The organism is Streptomyces sp. NPDC048142, assembly GCF_043202835.1.
Taxonomy (GTDB): domain Bacteria; phylum Actinomycetota; class Actinomycetes; order Streptomycetales; family Streptomycetaceae; genus Streptomyces.
Map to the genome: position 1 here is coordinate 73847 of NZ_JBIDBC010000011.1, position 19071 is coordinate 92917.

Annotated in this window: 14 protein-coding genes and 2 pseudogenes; 2 read left to right on the plus strand and 14 right to left on the minus strand. The window is 72.8% G+C overall.

Annotated elements, in window-relative coordinates; all coding sequences use genetic code 11:
* Positions 1 to 198: 198 nt before the first annotated feature.
* The 6 genes and pseudogenes from ACGF2Y_RS16640 to ACGF2Y_RS16665 all read right to left on the minus strand — a co-directional run bounded on the left by ACGF2Y_RS16640 (position 199) and on the right by ACGF2Y_RS16665 (position 7385).
* Entirely contained in the window at positions 199 to 645 is a 447-nt protein-coding gene (locus ACGF2Y_RS16640; protein WP_392947435.1) for a hypothetical protein, read from the minus strand.
* Between the two features lie 138 nt (positions 646 to 783).
* Positions 784 to 1077: pseudogene (locus tag ACGF2Y_RS16645) on the minus strand (SAM-dependent methyltransferase); the annotation flags it as partial.
* A gap of 256 nt (positions 1078 to 1333) precedes the next feature.
* A complete protein-coding gene (locus ACGF2Y_RS16650) occupies positions 1334 to 1801 on the minus strand; it encodes a DUF1772 domain-containing protein (protein ID WP_392947437.1) in 468 nt (155 codons plus the stop codon).
* 148 nt (positions 1802 to 1949) lie between these two features.
* Positions 1950 to 3548, minus strand: a complete 1599-nt coding sequence (locus tag ACGF2Y_RS16655) for a von Willebrand factor type A domain-containing protein (protein WP_392947440.1) — start codon at positions 3546 to 3548, stop codon at positions 1950 to 1952.
* Between the two features lie 250 nt (positions 3549 to 3798).
* Positions 3799 to 4734, minus strand: coding sequence for an ABC transporter permease (locus tag ACGF2Y_RS16660; RefSeq protein WP_392947442.1), 936 nt, complete (start codon positions 4732 to 4734; stop codon positions 3799 to 3801).
* On the minus strand, positions 4731 to 7385 hold the full coding sequence (locus ACGF2Y_RS16665) for an alpha/beta fold hydrolase (RefSeq protein WP_392947445.1): 2655 nt from the start codon (positions 7383 to 7385) through the stop codon (positions 4731 to 4733). Before ACGF2Y_RS16665 ends, ACGF2Y_RS16660 begins: the two co-directional genes overlap by 4 nt.
* A gap of 143 nt (positions 7386 to 7528) precedes the next feature.
* Between ACGF2Y_RS16665 and ACGF2Y_RS16670 the strand changes: the two genes are divergently transcribed.
* A complete protein-coding gene (locus ACGF2Y_RS16670) occupies positions 7529 to 7960 on the plus strand; it encodes a GNAT family N-acetyltransferase (RefSeq protein ID WP_392947448.1) in 432 nt (143 codons plus the stop codon).
* Here ACGF2Y_RS16670 and ACGF2Y_RS16675 read toward each other — a convergent pair.
* The 8 genes and pseudogenes from ACGF2Y_RS16675 to iolC form a co-directional block, all read right to left on the minus strand.
* A pseudogene (locus tag ACGF2Y_RS16675) lies at positions 7946 to 8257 on the minus strand (aldo/keto reductase); the annotation flags it as partial. The gene ACGF2Y_RS16670 and the pseudogene ACGF2Y_RS16675 overlap by 15 nt on opposite strands.
* Before the next feature lie 99 nt (positions 8258 to 8356).
* Positions 8357 to 8977 (minus strand): DUF4291 domain-containing protein, encoded by a 621-nt coding sequence (locus tag ACGF2Y_RS16680; RefSeq protein ID WP_392947450.1) that lies wholly within the window; start codon positions 8975 to 8977, stop codon positions 8357 to 8359.
* Positions 8978 to 9071: 94 nt separating this feature from the next.
* Positions 9072 to 10814 (minus strand): DUF4157 domain-containing protein, encoded by a 1743-nt coding sequence (locus ACGF2Y_RS16685; protein ID WP_392947452.1) that lies wholly within the window; start codon positions 10812 to 10814, stop codon positions 9072 to 9074.
* A gap of 248 nt (positions 10815 to 11062) precedes the next feature.
* Positions 11063 to 12565: a CoA-acylating methylmalonate-semialdehyde dehydrogenase gene (gene mmsA, locus ACGF2Y_RS16690; RefSeq protein ID WP_392947454.1), complete on the minus strand. Its 1503-nt coding sequence runs from the start codon at positions 12563 to 12565 to the stop codon at positions 11063 to 11065.
* 74 nt (positions 12566 to 12639) lie between these two features.
* Complete coding sequence (gene iolD / locus ACGF2Y_RS16695; RefSeq protein WP_392947457.1) at positions 12640 to 14697, minus strand: 3D-(3,5/4)-trihydroxycyclohexane-1,2-dione acylhydrolase (decyclizing); 2058 nt, start codon at positions 14695 to 14697, stop codon at positions 12640 to 12642.
* Positions 14698 to 14747: 50 nt separating this feature from the next.
* Positions 14748 to 15701 (minus strand): 5-deoxy-glucuronate isomerase, encoded by a 954-nt coding sequence (gene iolB, locus ACGF2Y_RS16700; protein ID WP_392947460.1) that lies wholly within the window; start codon positions 15699 to 15701, stop codon positions 14748 to 14750.
* Positions 15698 to 16609, minus strand: coding sequence for a deoxyribose-phosphate aldolase (locus ACGF2Y_RS16705; RefSeq protein WP_392947463.1), 912 nt, complete (start codon positions 16607 to 16609; stop codon positions 15698 to 15700). Before ACGF2Y_RS16705 ends, iolB begins: the two co-directional genes overlap by 4 nt.
* Positions 16606 to 17931, minus strand: coding sequence for a 5-dehydro-2-deoxygluconokinase (iolC, locus tag ACGF2Y_RS16710; RefSeq protein ID WP_392947466.1), 1326 nt, complete (start codon positions 17929 to 17931; stop codon positions 16606 to 16608). The genes ACGF2Y_RS16705 and iolC overlap by 4 nt, the downstream gene beginning before the upstream one ends.
* Positions 17932 to 18064: 133 nt before the next feature.
* Here iolC and ACGF2Y_RS16715 point away from each other — a divergent pair, with 133 nt between their 5' ends.
* A complete protein-coding gene (locus tag ACGF2Y_RS16715) occupies positions 18065 to 18991 on the plus strand; it encodes a sugar phosphate isomerase/epimerase family protein (RefSeq protein WP_392947468.1) in 927 nt (308 codons plus the stop codon).
* The last annotated feature ends 80 nt before the right edge of the window (positions 18992 to 19071 follow it).

Genomic DNA, 19071 nt, shown 5'->3' on the forward strand with positions numbered 1-19071 from the left:
GGCCTGGCCTCCGGGGGCTCCAGGCGGTGGCGGCATCCTCGGCGCCGTACGCCCGGGTGCTGCCGGCGGCCGGGCCGTCCGGGATTACGGGTCCGGGGGGTGGGCGTACGCGTCGGGCCCGGCGCAGGTCCCCGGCGTACGGGGCGGGGCCTCGCGCAGGTCGCGGCGGGGCGTACGGGGCAGGGGCGGGGCGTGCCGTCAGGGGCGGGGGTCGAAGCGGACCGCCATCGTGTCTCCGGCGACCACCACGAAGTCCCCTTCCTCGCAGCGGATGACGGCCTGGAGCACCTCCCCGCCGCCGTCCCTGAGTTCCTGGGTGCCCACGACCGTCCACGCTCCCCCGTGCGGCACCGGTGGCAGGAGTGCGGGCGGGGCGTGCTGCCACCGGCTCGCCGGTACGCACCAGTCGGGCAGCCGTGGCCAGGTGCCCGGGGTGACGCGCAGCGTCCGGTCGAAGGCGCAGGTCAGCAGGACGGACTGATCCTCCGCGAGGACGAACTCGACGGCCTCCGGCTCGCCCGCCCTGCCCTCGGGCCGGTAGTAGACCCCGAGGACGGCGGTGATCCTGGCCCCCGTGAGCCAGTCGGCGTTGCCGTGCCGCGTGCGCCCGGCAGGCCCCGCACAGTCTTCCCTCTCCACGGTCATGACGGCTCCCACTCCTTCACTGTGCGTTCCTCCCGACGAGTAGGACGGCCGCCCGCCCGATCCCGTTGCCTCCGGGACAAGGCTGAACTGGCGTACGAAGTAGGGTGGTTGACCGGTGAGGCGGGGATCCGGCCGCCGTCACCCGGGCTTTTCGGCCTCGATGAGGAAGCGGGCGGTGCGGGCGGTGAACGGCCCTTCCGCCTCGATCCGCCGGTGCAGCGCGGCCAGTTGGGGCCGGTACCGCTCGACGGTGAATCCGGGCACCATCCAGATCACCTTGCGCAGGAAGTAGACCACCGCGCCGATGTCGCGGAACTCGGTGCGCAGGGTCTCGGAGCGCAGGTCCACCACCTCGAGACCGGCCGCCGTCGCGGCGGCCCGCGCGTCCTCGGGGTGCCGGGCCCGGCGGACCTCGGGCGGCTGGGGGCCGAGACCTCCGTGCGGGCCGAGGCGGCGCTGCGCCTGTACGAGCGGTCCGGCTGGCGGCGGGTCGACGCGCCCGTGCCCGGCGCGGCCGCCCTTGTGGTGCTGCTCGGCCCCCGTCATCCGCAGCGGGGCGAGGCGGAGCGCCAGTAGCGCCCCGCCCGCGTACGGAGGAAGGCCGGGCACCCGCCCCCGTCCCGTCCCGCCCGCGTACGAAAGGGGCCGGCCCCCGCCCGCGTACGAAAGCGGGCGGGGGCCAGGGCCCCTACAGCGCGACGGCCAGCAGTACGCACGCCACCAGCGAGAACGCGGTGCGCACCTGGTGGAAGGTGTTCCAGCGGGACTCGAAGGCCGTGCGGGCCGCGCTGTCGTCGCCGCCCTCGGAGGCAGCGAGGGCGTTGTTGAGCGGGATGTTGCCGACGATGGTCACCAGGTGGCTGATGACCACGCAGATCAGCGCTCCCAGAATGGCCGGCCCCGTCGTCCCGCCGTGCACGCCGAGGCCGGTGAAGAACGCGGCGGCGGGAAGCGCGACGACCCCGAGGAAGAGGAGGAGGAAGACGGGTCCGGGGACCTTGTCGTTGAAGCGGCGCATGGCCGCCGTGAACTGTTGATCCGGCAGCTCGGCCAGACCCGGCATGATCGCGACCAGGAAGGTCAGCATGAAGCCCGCGTAGAGGCCGTTGACGATCACCGAGAGCACCAGGAACAGGGAGGTCATGGCGGACATCATGGCCCGGAGCGACGGTTCGCAGGGCCTCTTTCGCAGGACCGTGCGAACCCTTCGGCCCGGGTGCCGCTGCCCGCCGCCCCTCCCGCCTCTCCCCCTTCAGCCGATCTCGCCTTCTCCGCCTTCAGCCGATCTCTCTCCCCCGCCCGCCTCAGCCGATCTCGCCCTCGTCCGGATCCGGCTCGCCGTCCGTTCCTGCTCCGCGCCTGAGCCGGTCCGCCTGCCCGATGGCCGTGGCCAGCTTCTTGACGGCACTGTCCTCGGTCGCTTCCGCCAGCGCGTTCGCCCGGGAGGCGAGTGCGCCGAGGCCGGGTGCGCCGGGCAGGTCGCCGCCCCGCAGGTGGTCGGCGAAGTAGGCTGCCACGGCCGCCACTTGCAGCCGGTCGTGCCCGCCGCTCCACAGCGGGCCGTCGATCATTCCGGTCGTTACGGTCCCGGTCTCCTCCCGGGCCTCGCGGGTCCTGGGGTCGAGCCAGCGCACGGTGGCCCTGGCCACGGTCCCGGACGCGCCTTCGCGCAGCCGTACGGCGTACAGAGCGGTCACCGTGTGGCCGGGGCCGACCTCGCCGCCGTCGACGCTGTCGTCGCGGAAGTCCTCGTCGGCGACCTTGCGGTTCTCGTAGCCGATCAGCCGGAACTGCTTCACGGTCTTCCGTTCGAACGCCACCTGGGCCTTGGCGTCGCGGGCCCGGATTTCGAGGTGGGCGGGGAGCTGGCCGACGAAGACCTTGCGGGCCTGCTCGTCGTCACCGACGTACGTGGTGTTCCCGTCGCCCTTGTTGGTGAGCTGTTCCATGAACGCGTCGCCGTAGTCGCTGCCGACGCCGACGCCGAAGAGGGTGATGCCGTACTCGCGGCGGGCGGAGTCGATCTTCTTCAGGATTCCTTCGGCCTGGGTGTCGCCGGTGTTGGCGAGGGCGTCGGAGAGGAGCACCACCCGGTTGGTGGCGCCTTCGCGGTGGCCGTCGACGGCCTTCTCGTAGCCGAGGGTGATGCCCGCCTCGGCGTTGGTGGACCGGGCCGGCCGCATCTCCCGCACCGCGCCCTTGATCCGGTTCCGGTTGCCCTCCACGCGGGTCATCGGCAGCCGGGTCCGAGCCTCGTCGCTGAAGGTGACCAGGGCGATGGAGTCGTCGTCGCGCAGTTCGTCGGTGAGGATGGTCAGGGAGTTCCTGACCAGGTCCAGGCGGCCGGTCTCGGCCATGGATCCGGAGATGTCGACGACGAACGTGAGGGCGGCGGGCGGCCGGTCAGCGGTCGACGGGGCGACCTCGGTGGCCAGTCCGACGCGCAGCAGCGACCAGTCGGAGGCTCCGGTTCCGCCGCCCCCGCCCTTCCCGGAGTCGATGCGCGCCCCGTCGACGTTCACCGAGAAGCCATGGCCCTTCGGCCGTTGGTACCCCTGGCGGAAGCTGTTGACGAACTCCTCGGGGCGTACGTCCCCGGGCGTGGGCAGCCTGCCGTCCCCGAGGGTGCGGCGCGCGTAGCCGTAGCTGGCGGTGTCCACGTCCAGGGCGAAGGTGGAGAGGTAGTCGGGCGCCGAGATGTCCGGCCTGCCCGCGTCCCCGTCCTCTCCCGCCGGTGCGGCCCGGCCGTTCTCGGGTGCCACCGCGTCCGGCGCGGGCTGTCCGCCGCCGGTCGCCCCCTGCCCCTTGCGCGTGTCCGAGGTCAGGCCGCGCGTGCTCTCCGAGCCGCTGTCGCCGCCGCCGCAGGCGGTGAGCAGCAGGGCGCCCGCCAGAAGGAGCGCCACGGCTCCCGCCCGGCTCCCTGGACGGCCCTCCGCCCAATCCCCTGCCCGGTCTCCTGCCCAGCCCCCTGCCCGCTTCTCTTGTCGCCGGCCGATCTGATGCATGTGTAACCCCCCACGTCGTCACGATGTCCTCGACATCTGTGAATGTGACGTACGGGGCCGCCCACCGGAGTCGACGAAAGCGTTGCGGAACGATCTCGATGCGGCAACAGCGGCGGTCAGCGGGCGGGAAACCGGCGGAACATCAGCTTCAGGACACGATGTCCTTACGACTGAACCCGCGGAAGGCCAGGGCGAACAGAATCAGGGCATAGGTCACTGATACGGCCGCGCCCTTGATCATGCCGCCCCATTCCAACTGCGGCTGGAGCGCGTCGGCCCAGGCGAACTGCCAGTGCGCGGGCAGGAAGTCACGCCAGGAGCCGAGTGCGGTGACCGCGTCGAGCACATTGCCGACGATGGTGAGGCCCACCGCGCCGCCGACCGCGCCGAGCGGGGCGTCCGTCTTCGTGGACAGCCAGAACGCCAGGCCCGCGGTGACCAGTTGGGAGACGAAGATGAACGCCACGACGATCGCGAGGCGGGGCACGGTGTCCCCGGCGGCCAGCGCTCCCCCGGTGGGCAGTTTCAGCGGCCCCCACCCGTAGGCCGCCGTGCCCGCCGCCAGCGCGACGAGCGGCAGCAGCACCATCGCGGCCAGGCTGAAGCCGAGCGCGACGACGAGCTTGGACCACAGCAGCCGTACGCGCGGCACGGGTGCGGCGAGCAGATAGCGCAGCGAGGACCAGCTCGCCTCGGAGGCGACGGTGTCCCCGCAGAACAGGGCGACCGGCACCACCAGCAGGAATCCGGCGGAGACGAACAGCGAGGTGGCGGCGAAGTTCGCGGCGGACTCGGTCGCCACGTCCATCAGGTTGATCCGGCCGCCGCCCCGGCCCCCGCCGCCGTCCTCGCCGTCCGGCGTGCCGCCGATGGCGAAGGCGATGATCAGGATGAAGGGGAGGGCGGCGAGCACCCCGCCCATGAGCAGGGTGCGCCGCCTGCGCAACTGCCGCATGGCCTCGACGCGCAGGGGGAGGGTGCGCCGGGCGCGGTAGCCGGCGGCCTCGGGATGCCCGGGGTCGTCGCGGACCGCGGGGGGCCGGGTGTCGTCCCGGACCGCGGGGGGCTGGATGGGGGCGCTCATGCTGCTCCTCCGGAGATCAGGGTGAGGAAGGCGTCCTCCAGGCGGCGGTGCGGTCCGACGCCGGTGACCGGGACGTCGAGCCGGACGAGGTCGGCGACGAGCCGCGAGGTGGTGGCCCCGTCGAGGCGGACGAGGAGCCCACGCCCGTCGTCGGTGCGGACGGCGGAGCCGATGCCGGGCAGGGCCGCGACCTTCTCGGCCAGCGGCTCGGACACCTCCTCCGCCACGCTCACCAGGATCATGTCGCCGGATCCGGTGATCTCGGCGACCGGTCCGGCCTGGACGAGCCGGCCCCGGTCCATGACGACCAGGTGGGTGCAGGACTGCTCGACCTCGGAGAGGAGGTGGCTGGAGACGATGACGGTCCGGCCGCCGGCCGCGTAACGGATCATCACGTCCCGCATCTCGCGGATCTGCGGCGGGTCGAGCCCGTTGGTCGGCTCGTCGAGGATGAGGAGGTCCGGCATACCGAGCATGGCCTGCGCGATGGCGAGCCGCTGCCGCATGCCCTGGGAGTACGTCCGTACGGCACGGGCGAGCGCGTCGCCGAGGCCGGCGATCTCCAGGGCCTCGTCGATGCGGGCGTCCTCGGCGGGGCGGCCGGTGGCCTGCCAGTACAGGTCGAGGTTGGCGCGCCCGGACAGATGCGGCAGGAACCCGGCCCCCTCCACGAACGCCCCGACCCGGGACAGCACGGGCGCTCCGGGGCGGATGGCCTGCCCGAAGACGCGGATCCCGCCCTCGTCGGGGGTGATGAGCCCCATGAGCATGCGCAGGGTGGTCGTCTTGCCCGCGCCGTTGGGCCCGAGGAGTCCGAGGACCTGGCCCTTCTCGACGCGGAAGGACAGCTCGCGCACGGCGTACCGGTCCACGGACTTCGCGTACTTCTTCGACAGGCCGGTGATCTGCAGCGGTACGTCGGTGAGCGCGGGGTCCGGTGCGGGCGTCGCGGTGCGGCGGCGGGCCGTGAGCAGAAGTCCGGCCGCGATGACGAGGGCGGCGGCCGGGAGGCCCCAGGTCCACCACGGGAGGGCGGCCGCCGCGGTCGTCACGGCGGGTGCGGTGGGGATGGTCAGCGGTCCGTCGGCGGTGACGGTGTACGTGGCGGGCTCGGCCGGGGACGCGTAACCGAGGTCCGTCGCGGAGAGGACGAGGCGCAGCCGGTGTCCGGCGTCGAACGCGTGGTCCACGGCGGGCAGCGCCAGCTCGACCGGCCTGCCCTGCTGGTCGGGGGTGATCCGGTAGGGGGCGACGAGCTGGTGGGGCAGCACCTGCTGCCTGCCGTCCGGCGACACGTCGTACACCTTGCCGAAGAGCACCGCGTCCCGGCCGCCGCTCGCCGTCACGTTCACCTTCACGGTGGGGGTGCCGGTGACGCGTACGGAGGTGTCCAGCGGGGCGGACTCGAACCGGCCGTACTGCCCGGGGAAGTCGAGCGAGAGCCCGACGCCGAGGGAGGAGAGCTGGGCGAGGCCGCCGCCGACGCCGGGCACGGCGGAGATGGCGGGCGGGGCGGCGCCGGCCGGGTTGCGGAAGGTCTTCGTCCCGCCGCCGAGCGCGATGTCCCGGCCGCCGCCGCGCAGCCCCGGGTAGGTGTCGCTGGAGGCCCCGCGCAGGAGGGCGGCGCCGTCGGTGGAGTCGATGCCTCCGGTCCGGGTCACGCGGAAGGCGGGCCCGGTTTCGGTGCCGGTGTCCTCCTTCAGATACCGGTCGAACCAGGAGCCGATCCGGCCCTCCACCCGCCCGGTCTCGCTGTCGCCGCCGTCGTGCCCGCCGGAGATCCAGTCGACGGAGACGGGTGCGCCGTTGGCGCTGATCGCCTTCTGCATGGCGTCGGCCTGGCCGAGCGGGAAGAGGGAGTCGGACTGCCCCTGGACGAGCAGCGAGGGGACGTTGATGCGGTCGGCGACGGCGGACGGCGAACGCTCGGTGAGGAGCCCCACGGCCTCGGCGTCCGGCTTGCCGCTGACGGCGACCCGTTCGTACATCTCGCAGAGCCGCTTCTCGAACTTCTCGCAGCCGCCGCCGGTGGTGATGAAGATCCCGGCCCAGAGCTTCTTGAAGACCCCGTCGGGGAAGAGGGCGTCGGCGAGGTTCCAGTAGGTGATCACGGGCGCGATGGCGTCGACCCGCTCGTCGTACCCGGCGGCGAGCAGGGAGACGGCCCCGCCGTAGGAGGCCCCGGTGAGGCCGACCCGGGGGTCGCCCTTCTGGTCGAGCTCCACCTCGGGCCGCTCCGCGAGCCAGTCGATGAGCCGGGAGACGTCCCTGACCTCGTGGTCCGGGTCGTTGAGGGAGATCTCCCCGCCGGACTTCCCGAAGCCGCGCGCCGACCAGGTCAGCACCGCGTACCCGTCGGCGGCCAGCTTCTCGGCCTGGGCCCGTACGTCGTTCTTGCTGCCGCCGAAGCCGTGCCCGACGAGCACGGCGGGCCGCTTGCCGGACCCTTCTCCGGAGAAGTACGAGGTGTCGATCGGCACCCCGTCCATGCGCAGCGTCCGGTCCTCGCGCCGCACGGTGGGCGAGCCGTCGTCGGCGACGGCGGTGAAGGTGCCACCGCCCACGAGCACGGCGAGCGCGGCGCCGGCCGCGGCCCACCGGCCACGGGTGCGGGGCAGCAGCCGCCGCCATCGAGCAGTAGGGGTCTCCATCCCTCGACCCTAAGCGGAGGATGCGGACCGGCTACGTGCCGCCAGGGGGAGGCGGGCGGCCTCCCTGAGAGGTACGGTCCGCCCCCGGCGTACTCCGGACGCGGTACAGAATGCCTTCAGAACCCTTGCCTCGGGAGGCCATTGTGGACATTCGCCGCGCCATGACCGTCACGGAACTCCTAGCCGCCGGCCACCTCTACGACGCACCGCCCCGCAAGGCGTGGGCCGCCCGCTTCCTCGCGGCGGACGGTCACGTGATGCTGATCGCGTACGTGGACGGCGTCCCGGTCGGCTTCGTCTCGGGCATCGAGATGCTGCACCCGGACAGGGGCACGGAGATGTGCCTGTACGAACTCGCCGTCGACGCCCCGTTCCGCCGCCGGGGCATCGGCGCGGCCCTGACGCGGGCGCTCGTGGACATCGCCCGGGAGCGCGGGTGCTACGACCTGTGGGTCGGCGTGGAGCGCGACAACGAGGCGGCGCTGACGACGTACCGGTCGGCGGGGGCGGCGGACGACGGGGGGTTCGCGATGCTGACGTGGGAGTTCGGGGACGGGCTGCCGGCGACGCGGTGACGGGTCGAGCAGCGCGGCCGGGGTGTCGTTCTCCTCGGGTGCCGCGAGGTCGGCACCGGGAGCGATGATGACGTCGGTCGCGTCCAGCACGTCCAGCACGTCCAGCACCTGGCCGGAGAGCACGATGTCGGCGGCGGCGAGCTGCGAGTGCAGGTGCTCCGGCGTGCGGGGGCCGATGAGCGCGCTGGTCACGGCGGGGTGCGCGGTCACGAAGCCGCGGGCCAGCTGAATCATCGTCGGTCCCGCGCCACCGGCGACCCCGGCGAGCCGCTCGACCGCGTCGAGCCCGGCTCGATCGGGGCCGGGCCGGGCCCACGAGCCGTCCTGATTCCCGGGGAAAAGCTGTTCACGAGGGGACGGCCACGGAGACCGGGAGTCTTCCGGCCCTGCCGAAGGTCACCTGTCCGACGTCGGGAAAGCGTTCCGAACCGGCCGGGGCACGGCGAGGTCGAGCGGTGTCTCCACCGGCAGCAGGGCGGCGGCCCGCTCCCGCTCCCCCGCCCGGACCGCCGCGTGCACCTCGCGCGCGAGCGGGGTGACGTCGCGGACGGACACGGTCCACTCGTCCGCGTACCGCCGGGCGGCCTCGCCGCTCAGCCCGAGCTGGAGGGACCGGTACGGGAGCGGGTTCAGGTCCAGGTCGCGTTCGGGGTCCCACTGGATGCGGGCGGGGGCGGTGCGCAGGCTCCGTTTCCAGGACGCCGTGTCGGGGTGCACATCGCGTACGTAGTAGGAGAGTTCGGCGTGCGCGAGGGCCCATTCCAGGCCGCTCCGGTCGATCTCGACGGCGAGGACGACTTCCTGGCCCTCCTTCGTGCCCCAGCCGCAGCGGTACATCATCCACAGGAAACTGGGCTTGATCCAGGTCATCCGGTCCCGCTTCCAGGCTTCGGGGAACCGCCCGTCGCGTGCGGCGGGCAGCCCGATGGCGGGGCGGTATGCCTGGTAGACGGTGACGGTGGTGGCTGTCTGCCGGGCGCGGATCTCGTAACGGGGCGGGAGGGCCGGAGTGTTCATGGGTCACAGGATGCGGGGCGGGGCGGTGGCCCGGCATCCGCTTTTCGCGGGCCGGCGGGCCCCGCCTGCACGCCGGTGCGGGCGGGGCCCCGGTTCACTTCCTGGACTTCGCCTTGTCGTACCGGCTGACGCCGTCCTCGTAGCCGACCGCGGGAAGGCCGGGGTCGGACGTCATCGAGACGTCGTCGGCGTTGCGGACCAGCTTGATGCTCCCGAACAGCTCTTCGGGGATGACCACTTCGTCCGATCCGTAGTAGACCATCACCGGCCCGGCACCGGACGCGGACCCGGAATCGCTGTCGCTCTCGAACTCGACGCCGCCCTCGGATCCGTCTCTCCTGTCCACCAGCTCAACGTCGTCCTTCACGTAGACGGCCACCAGGAACGGGCCCCAGGTCTTCGCATCCTTCTTCGCATTGGTCGTGCCGGAGGCCTTCATGGAGCCGGGGGCCACGACAGGGGCGACGTAGAACCCGCGCCCCTTGCCGAGGTCGTTGGCCACGCCGACCAGGGCCGGGTCCGGGCCGTGTGTGACCAGGCTTCCGACGCTTTCGACGTGGGTTCCGTGGAACCCGACCAGCCGGTAGCCGCTCAGGCTCTCGTTCAGCGCCTTCTGCCGCCTCGCGCGTTCGGCCTCGGGCATCTCGCGCCGGAACTCCTTGGGCTCCTCCGCGATGCCGATCCCGTCCACGCCCCAGTCGCCCTCCGCCCAGTCGGCTCCCGACCGGGATCCCGACGAGGCGACGCTGGAACGGTCCGACTCCTCGTCGCTGCTGCTCTCCTCGCTGCTGCTGTCGTCGGTCCGGCGATTGCCCTGCCGGAAGAAGCCGCCCCCGCCCTCGCTGTCGCTGTCGCTCTCGCTGTCGCTACTGCTGCTGCTGTCACTGGCATTCAGCTGGGCGAGGACCTCGTCCAGGGCCTGCCAGACCGCGGCGTGGTCGATGGGGCCGCCCGACCGTTCCAGGTGCGCCAGGACCCTCTGCAGGGTGGCGGGGCTGGCGTAGTTCCTCGGGGCGGGACGCTTGGGGTGGCCGACCATCCACACGAGCAGGTCCGAGGCGGACCGGACCGTCGTGGGGCCTTCCGCACCACCGTCGATGACGAGTTGTTTGTCGGCCACCCGCTGTACGTCCACGGCCCGCTGGACGGCCCCGTCGCCACCGGACGCCCCGTGGTCCACCGAGCGGGCGATGTCCGTCTGCGGGCGGGGCCCGCTCATGACCCGTGTCGCGTTGGCCTCGGCCTCGCGCTCGAACCGGTCGGACGGGTCGGACACCCGCAGCCCCGATCCGTTGTCCGTGCCGGCGACGGGCCCCTGACGCTGCTGGATGACATGGGTCAGCTCGTGGGCGAGGGTGTGTCTGTCCCCTCCGCCCTCACCGATGACGATGTGGTTGCCGGAGGTGTAGGCACGGGCGCCCACCTCTGCGGCGGAGGCCTTCGCAGCGGCGTCCGTGTGGACGCGGACGTCGGAGAAGTCCGCGCCGAGCCGGGCCTCCATGTCGGCGCGTTCGGCGCCGCCGAGACCCCGGCCACCGGTGCGCAGGACATCGTGGACGGCGGAACGGCGCTGCACGGGTGCGTCCGAGCGGCGTTGCACGGGCGTGTCGGCGGTGGACGCGGCGTCCTCCTGGTGGCCGCATCCGTCGCCGTGCTCGTGGTCCAGCGCCGGAGGGTGCCCGGCCCTGCGGAGCATCTGGACGACGGCCGCGTTCCCGGCCGTGCCCTGCAGCGCCGTGCCCCCGGCGAGCGGCGCTTCACCCGGCCCCACCGCTCTGCGGGCCTGCGCTTGAACGTTCTCGGCATCGGCGTTTCGGGCGTTGTCCTGTGCTCGCACGGGGGAGCTTCTCTTCCTGCGGAGGGATGGCGTCCTCTCCTGCATACGCGGCGGGAAGCGCCGGCGCCAGGTTCTCCGGGGCAGGGAACCCCGGCTGGAGGGGCAGTGTCAGGTGCCGCCGGAGCCACCGCTGCCGGAACCGCCGCTGCCGGAGCCACCGCTGCCGGACGGGCGTCACGGCCGGACGCACCGGTCCCCGCCGGCACCGGGGTGCGGGCGGGGACCGATGAGGGCCGTGGGGGCGGCCCTCAGTGGTTGCGCGGGAAGCCCAGGTCGACACCCGACGGGGCATCGGCCGGGTCGGGCCAGCGGGTGGTGACGACCTTGCCGCGGGTGTAGAAGTGCACGCCGTCGTTGCCGTAGATGTGGTGGTCGCCGAAGAGCGAGTCCTTCCAGCCCCCGAAGGAGTGGTAGCCCACCGGGACCGGGATCGGGACGTTGACGCCGACCATGCCGGCCTCGACCTCCAGCTGGAAGCGGCGGGCCGCGCCGCCGTCACGGGTGAAGATCGCGGTGCCGTTGCCGAACGGCGAGGCGTTCACGAGGGCGACGCCGTCCTCGTACGTGTCCACGCGGAGCACGCACAGCACCGGGCCGAAGATCTCGTCCCTGTACGCGTCGGAGTCGGTGGAGACCTTGTCCAGGAGCGACAGGCCGATCCAGTGGCCGTCCTCGAAACCCTCGACCGTGTGGCCCGTGCCGTCGAGGACGACCTCCGCGCCCTGGGCGGCCGCGCCCGTGACGTAGGAGGCGACCTTGTCGCGGTGGGCGGCGGTGATCAGGGGGCCCATCTCGGAGGCGGGGTCGTTGCCGGGGCCGATCGTGATCTTCTCGGCCCGCTCGCGGATCTTGGCGACCAGCTCGTCGCCGATCGCGCCGACCGCGACGACGGCGGAGATCGCCATGCAGCGCTCACCGGCCGAGCCGTACGCCGCCGAGACCGCCGCGTCGGCGGCCGCGTCCAGGTCGGCGTCCGGGAGGACGAGCATGTGGTTCTTCGCGCCGCCGAGGGCCTGGACGCGCTTGCCGTTGGCGGAGGCGGTGGCGTGGATGTAGCGGGCGATGGGGGTGGAGCCGACGAAGGAGACGGCGGCCACGTCGGGGTGGTTGAGCAGACCGTCGACGGCGACCTTGTCGCCGTGCAGGACGTTGAGGACGCCGTCCGGGAGGCCCGCTTCCGATGCCAGCTCGGCCAGCAGGTTGGCGGCCGAGGGGTCCTTCTCGCTGGGCTTCAGCACGAACGTGTTGCCGCAGGCGATGGCCAGCGGGAACATCCACATCGGCACCATGGCCGGGAAGTTGAACGGGGTGATGCCCGCGACGACTCCGAGCGACTGGCGGATCGAGGAGACGTCGACCCGGTTGGAGACCTGGGTGGACAGCTCGCCCTTGAGCTGGGTGGTGATCCCGCACGCCAGCTCGACGATCTCCAGACCGCGGGCGACCTCGCCCAGCGCGTCCGAGTGCACCTTGCCGTGCTCGGCGGTGATCAGCGCGGCGATGTCGTCGCGGTGGGCGTCCAGCAGCGCGCGGTAGCGGAAGAGGACGGTGGTGCGCTGGGCGAGCGAGGACGTGCCCCACGTGGCGTACGCGTCCTTCGCCGCCGCTACGGCCGCGTCGACCTCCTCCACGGAGGCGAGCGCCACCTGTGTGGTGACCGCGCCGGTGGCCGGGTCCGTGACGGGACCGTACTGGCCCGACGTGCCCTCCACTGTCTTGCCGCCGATCCAGTGGTTGACGGTCTTCGTCATGACGTACTCCTTCAGGCTTCGAGCAGGCACAGGCACAGGCACAGCTTCAGGCGGTTCAGCGTTCAGGCAGGGCTTCACAGGTGGCGGCGTCGGGCGGCGGCCTGCCGGTCGTAATCCTCCCGGGCCTTGACCGCCGCCGGCCGGCTCGCGGTTTCGGCTACCGGAACATCCCACCACGCCTGTGCCGGAGGGGGGCCCGACACTGTGTCGGGCGTTTCGGTCTCGACGTAGACACAAGTGGGGCCCTCCGCTTCGCGGGCCTCGGACAGGGCTTTACGCAGGTCGTCGACGGTGGTGGCACGCAGGACCCGCATCCCGAGGGAGGCCGCGTTGGCGGCCAGGTCGACGGGGAGCGGCGGTCCGGTGAAGCCGCCGTCGGCGTCGCGGTGGCGGTAGGCCGTGCCGAAGCGCTCGCCGCCGACCGCTTCGGAGAGGCCGCCGATGGAGGCGTACCCGTGGTTCTGGAGGATCAGCAGCTTCAGCGGCAGGTTCTCCTGGACGGCGGTGACGATCTCGGTGGGGTTCATCAGATATGTGCCGTCGCCGACGAGCGCCCAGACGGGGCGGTGCGGCCCGTCGTGGCGGCGCGGGTCGGCGGCGCGGCGCGGGTTGCGGGCTTCGGTGGCGAGCAGGACGCCGATCGCGGCCGGGATCTCGTAGCCCATGCAGGAGTAGCCGTACTCGACGTGGTACTGGTCGCGTGAGCGGGCGCGCCAGAGCTTGTGCAGGTCGCCGGGGAGGGAGCCGGCGGCGTTGATGAGGATGTCGTCCTCGGTGACCAGGGCGTCCAGGAGGCCGAGGACCTGGGTCTGGGTGGGGCGCGCGGTGGGGTCGGGGGTGGCGAAGGACGCCTCGACCCGTTCCTCCCACGCCTCCTTCGCGCCGGTGTACTCCGTCTCGTACGCCGGGTCGACCCGGTAGCCGCGTCCGGCGAGCGCCGCCGTCAGCGCCTCCAGTCCCGCGCGGGCGTCGGCGACCAGGGGCAGGGCGGCCAGCTTGTGGGCGTCGAAGGCGGTGATGTTGAGATGGAGGAAGCGGACGGCCGGTTCGGCGAAGAGCGTGCCGGAGGCGGTGGTGAAGTCGGAGAAGCGGGTGCCGATGCCGATCACCAGGTCGGCGGTGCGGGCCAGTTCGTCGGCGGTGGCGGTGCCGGTGTGGCCGATGCCGCCGACATCGGCCGGGTGGTCGTGGCGGAGCGCGCCCTTGCCCGCCTGGGTGGAGGCGACCGGGATACGGGTCGCGGCGGTGAACGCGGCGAGCGTCTCCTCGGCGGCGCTGTGCCGGACCCCGCCGCCCGCGACGATCAGCGGGCGGCGGGCGGAGCGCACCGCGCGTACCGCCGCTTCCAGTTCGTGCGCGTCGGGGGCGGGCCTGCGGATGTGCCAGTCGCGCTCGGCGAAGAACTCCTCCGGCCAGTCGTACGCCTCCGCCTGCACGTCCTGCGGCAGCGCGAGTGTGACGGCCCCGGTCTCGGCGGGGTCGGCGAGGACCCGCATCGCCTGGAGGGCGGCCGGAATCAGCGCCTCCGGCCGGGTGATCCGGTCGAAGTAGCGCGAGACGGGGCGCAGGCAGTCGTTGACCGAGACATCGCCCGCGTACGGCACTTCGAGCTGCTGCAGTACGGGGTCGGCGGGCCGGGTCGCGAAGGTGTCGCCGGGCAGGAGCAGGACGGGCAGGCGGTTGATCGTGGCGAGGGCGGCCCCGGTGACGAGGTTGGTGGCCCCCGGGCCGATGGACGTGGTCACCGCGTGCGCCGAGAGCCGGCCGGACTGGCGGGCGTACCCCACGGCCGCGTGCACCATGGCCTGTTCGTTGCGGCCCTGGAGGTACGGCATCCGGTGCGCGATCCCGCTTCCGATCCCGCTTCCGATCCCGCTTCCGATCCCGGTTCCGGTCCCGGTCCCGGTCCCGTTTCTGCCTCCGCCTCCGCTTCCGCCGCCGCCCGCTTCCACGAGCGCCTGGCCGATGCCTGCGACGTTGCCGTGGCCGAAGATGCCCCAGGTGGCGCTGATGAGCCGCTGCCGGCGGCCGTCGCGCTCGGTGTACTGCCGGGCCAGGAAGGCGACCAGGGCCTGAGCGGTGGTCAGACGGCGGGTGGGACCGAGCCGGTCAGCGGGACTCGTCGGGCTCACGGGACTCGCGGAGCCGGTGGGATTCGTCGGGCTCGCGGGACTCGTCGGGCTCAAGGCGTTACCTCCGGGCCGGGCGACGGATGCGCCGTGTACAGCGGGAGTCTGGCGTCGATCGGCTCGTCCCGCCAGGTGTCGCGGATCCAGCGGTGGTCGGGATGGTCGCGGATCAGCCAGGCGCGCTCCTCCCCCGGCCCGGCCATCACGTTCAGGTAGTACAGCGTCCGGCCGGGCGGGGCGATGGACGGGCCGTGCCAGCCGTCAGGGATGAGGACGGCGTCCCCGCTGCGCACTTCGGCGAGGACGTCCGTACCGCCGTCGCGCGACGGGGAGACCCGGTGGTAGCCGAGCCCGCCGTCCGCCACCTCGAAGTAGTAGATCTCCTCCAGTTCGCACTCCTCGCCCGGCACGTGCTCGTCGTGCTTGTGCGGCGGGTACGAGGACCAGTTGCCGCCGGGGGTGAGGACCTCGACGGCGATCAGCCGGTCGCAGTCGAAGGTGTCGGCGGCGGCGAAGTTGTTCACCTGGCGCGAGCAGGTCCCGGAGCCGCGCAGCTCGACGGGTACCTCCGGCGCGGGGCCGTAGCGAGCGGGGAGTCGTCGCTCGCACTTCGCTCCTGCCAGGGCGAAGCGGCCTCCTGCGCCGGAGGCGATCTGCGCATGGGCCTCGCGCGGTACGTAGGCGAAGTCGGTGACCCCGCTGAACACGCTTTCCCGGCCCAGCAGTTCAAAGGTCTCACCTGCCGTATGCACCGTACAGGCACCGGCCAACGGAAGGACGATCCATTCGCTACCGCCGGTGACAAGCGTGTGAACACCGCCCGGCTCCAGCTCCAGCACCCGCAGCGACGAACGGTCCCAGCCGGCCCGCCCGGGATCGATGTCGACGGCGTACGCCCCACGCGCGGCGCTGCCGGAAGGCAGGTGGTACCGGTCCTGGTGCTGGCCCGGGTCCTGGCCCTGGTCCCGGTCCCGGTGCTGCCCTCGGTGGGGGTGATGCGTCGTCATAGCCCCTCCCTACCCGTCCGGAGCAGCGATACGGCGGTGTCGACGGCGCATGTCACGTCCCCGTCGACCGGGTAGAGCAGCGAGCGCCCCACGACCAGGCCTCGCACGGTGGGCAGCCGCAGCGCGTCACGCCATTTCCCGTACGCCGCGTCCTGGTCGTCGCCGACCTCGCCGCCGAGCAGCACGGCGGGCAGCGTGGAGGCCTCCATCACCCGGCCCATGGCGTCGGGGTCGTCGGTGACGGGGACCTTCAGCCAGGTGTACGCGGACGTCCCGGCGAGGCCCGAGGCGATGGCGATGGAAGTGGCCACGGCGGCGGCGCCGAGATCGTTGCGCAGGCGGCCGTCGACACGGCGGCAGAGGAACGGCTCGACGAAGACGGGCAGCCGGTGCGCGGCCATCGCGTCGATGGTCCGGGCGGCGGTGTGCAGGGTGTCCAGCGAACCGGGGTCGTCGTGGTCGATGCGGAGCAGCAGCTTCCCCGCGTCGAACCCGTGCCGGACCAGGTCCTCGGGGCGGTGTCCGGTGAACCGGTCGTCGAGCTCGAACGCGGCGCCGGCCAGCCCGCCGCGGTTCATCGAGCCCATCACGATCTTGTCCTCCAGGGCGCCGAGCAGGAGGAGGTCGTCCAGGACGTCGGCGGAGGCGAGCACGCCGTCGACCCCGGGACGGGAGAGGGCGAGGCAGAGCCGCTCCAGCAGTTCGAAGCGGTTGGCCATGGCTAGGGGACGGTCCCCCACGGCGAGCGCGCCGCGCGCGGGATGGTCGGCCGCGATGATCATCAACCGGTCGCCGGCGGTACGGACCAGCCGTCGCCGCTTCCGTCGCGCGGCGGCCTCGGCAACGGCTTCGGGTCGCTCGGCGCGCAGCCGCACGACTTCGGAGAGGGAGGGCGCGAGCGGCGTCACGAGCCCGCTCCGGCGCGGGGGCCCGCGGAAGCACCGGGGTCGACGGAAGCACCAGGATCAGCCGAACCGCCGACGCCCACGGACCCCCCAGGATCAGCCAAAGCGCCGAGGCCGACGGAACCCCCGGAATCAGCCGAACCGCCGGGGCCCACGGACCCCCCAGGACCAGCCGAACCGCCGAGGCCGGCGGAACCCCCGGCATCAGCCGAACCGCCAGGGCTTACGGACCCCCCAGGATCAGCCGAACCGCCGAGGCCGGCCGACGCACCGGTCGCCGCCGGAGCCTTCCGGCCCGCCGGAGCGCCGGGGTCCGCCGTGACGGCTCCGGCCGCGAGGGCGCCCTCGACCTCGTCCGGGAACGGCATCGCTGACGAGCAGGCGAGCCGGGAGGCGACGATGGCGCCGGCCGCGTTCGCGTACCGCACGAGGCGGTCGAGGGGCCACCCGGCGAGCAGCCCGTGGCAGAGCGCGCCCCCGAACGCGTCCCCCGCGCCGAGGCCGTTGACCACCTCCACCGGCAGCGGCGGGCAATCGGTGGTGCTGCCGTCGCGGTGGACGGCGAGCACGCCCTTCGGCCCCTGTTTGACGACGGCGAGCTCCACCCCGGCCGCGAGCAGGGCGCGGGCCGCGGCGTACGGTTCGCGTTCGCCGGTCGCGATCGCGCACTCGTCGATGTTGCCGACGGCGATCGTGGCATGGGCCAGCGCCTCGCGGTACCGCGCGGGCGCCTCGGTGCTGTCATCGCCCCCGTCCCAGAACATGGGCCGCCAGTCGAGGTCGAAGACCGTCGCCGTACGCCCACCCGCGCGGCCGGTGCCGTGCGCCGCCGAACCCGCCGGGCCGGCGGTGCGCGCCGCGAGGGCGGCCAGTGTGGCGGAGCGGCTCGGCTCGGCGCTGAGTCCGGTGCCCGTCATCCAGAAGATCCGGGCGTCGCGCACCGCGTCCAGGTCGAGGTCCGGCGCGTGGATCTCCAGATCGGGGGCCTTGGGCTGCCGGTAGAAGTAGAGCGGAAAGTCGTCCGGCGGAAAGATCTCGCAGAAGGTGACCGGGGTCGGATACTCCTCCACGGCCGTCACCCAGCGGGCGTCCACGCCGAACCGTTCCAGTTCCTGGTGGAGATACGTACCGAAGGCGTCCCGTCCGGTCCGGGTGATCACGGCCGTCCGCCGCCCCAGCCGGGCCGCCGCCACCGCGACGTTCGCCGGGGAACCACCGAGGAACTTGCCGAACGTCTCGACCCGGGCGAGCGGCACCCCGACCTCCAGCGGGTAGAGGTCCACCCCGATCCGCCCCATGGTGATCACGTCGTACGGCTCAGGCATACGCATCCCTTCGACGCACCGGTGGCCGGCTCGTCCCAGGTCTAGCCCCCTCCGGGGAACCCTGTCAATATTTTGTCCGGACATTCGGACGAACTCTTGACACCCTTCCGCACGGGCCACGAGGCTGGCCGTTATGACCCCCTCCGTCCGCTCTTCGGCCCGCATCCGCATCGGCTCGGCCCCCGACTCCTGGGGCGTGTGGTTCCCCGACGACCCGAAGCAGGTGCCCTGGCAACGCTTCCTCGACGAGGTGGCCGAGGCCGGGTACGCGTGGATCGAGCTCGGCCCGTACGGCTATCTGCCCACCGACCCGGCCCGGCTCGCCGACGAGACCCGCAGCCGGGGGCTCACGGTCTCCGCCGGCACCGTTTTCACCGGATTGCACCACGGCCCGGCCGTCTGGGACCGGACCTGGGCGCATGTCGCGGACATCGCCGGACTGACCCGGGCCATGGGAGCCGAACACCTGGTCGTCATCCCCTCCTTCTGGCGCGACGACAAGACGGGCGAGGTGCTGGAGGACCGGGCGCTCACCCCCGCACAGTGGCGTGACCTGACCGCACAGACGGATCGACTGGGCCGGGAGGTCCGGGAGCGGTTCGGCCTGCGGATCGTCGTCCACCCGCACGCCGACACCCACATCGACACCGAGGAGAACGTCAACCGCTTCCTCGACGCCACCGATCCGGACCTGGTCTCGCTCTGCCTGGACACCGGGCACTACGCCTACTGCGGCGGCGACAGCGTCAAGCTCATCGAGACGTACGGGGAACGCATCGGCTACCTCCATCTCAAGCAGGTCGACCCGGAGATCCTGGCGACGGTGCTGGCGGACGAGGTGCCGTTCGGCCCGGCGGTGGCCCGGGGCGTGATGTGCGAGCCGCCCGCCGGAGTCCCCGCCCTGGAACCGGTCCTGGACGCGGCCCGCGCCCTGGACGTCGACCTGTTCGCAATCGTGGAGCAGGACATGTATCCGTGCCCGCCGGACAAGCCGTTCCCCATCGCGCGCCGCACCCGGGAATTCCTCCGCTCCTGCGGAACACCCGCCTCAGCCCCCTGAGATCCCGAGAGGTCCGGACGTCCGAGAGTCATGAGGTCCAGACGTCCGAGGTCCTGAGTTTCAGAGGCCCCCAGTCACGG

Bases quoted from the DNA above. Each gene is read 5' to 3' on its own strand.
- mmsA (WP_392947454.1), bottom strand. From the start codon at position 12,565: ATGACGAAGACCGTCAACCACTGGATCGGCGGCAAGACAGTGGAGGGC.
- ACGF2Y_RS16715 (WP_392947468.1), top strand. From the start codon at position 18,065: ATGACCCCCTCCGTCCGCTCTTCGGCCCGCATCCGCATCGGCTCGGCC.
- iolC (WP_392947466.1), bottom strand. From the start codon at position 17,931: ATGCCTGAGCCGTACGACGTGATCACCATGGGGCGGATCGGGGTGGAC.
- ACGF2Y_RS16665 (WP_392947445.1), bottom strand. From the start codon at position 7,385: ATGGAGACCCCTACTGCTCGATGGCGGCGGCTGCTGCCCCGCACCCGT.
- ACGF2Y_RS16660 (WP_392947442.1), bottom strand. From the start codon at position 4,734: ATGAGCGCCCCCATCCAGCCCCCCGCGGTCCGGGACGACACCCGGCCC.
- ACGF2Y_RS16650 (WP_392947437.1), bottom strand. From the start codon at position 1,801: ATGATGTCCGCCATGACCTCCCTGTTCCTGGTGCTCTCGGTGATCGTC.
- ACGF2Y_RS16680 (WP_392947450.1), bottom strand. From the start codon at position 8,977: ATGAACACTCCGGCCCTCCCGCCCCGTTACGAGATCCGCGCCCGGCAG.
- iolB (WP_392947460.1), bottom strand. From the start codon at position 15,701: ATGACGACGCATCACCCCCACCGAGGGCAGCACCGGGACCGGGACCAG.
- ACGF2Y_RS16640 (WP_392947435.1), bottom strand. From the start codon at position 645: ATGACCGTGGAGAGGGAAGACTGTGCGGGGCCTGCCGGGCGCACGCGG.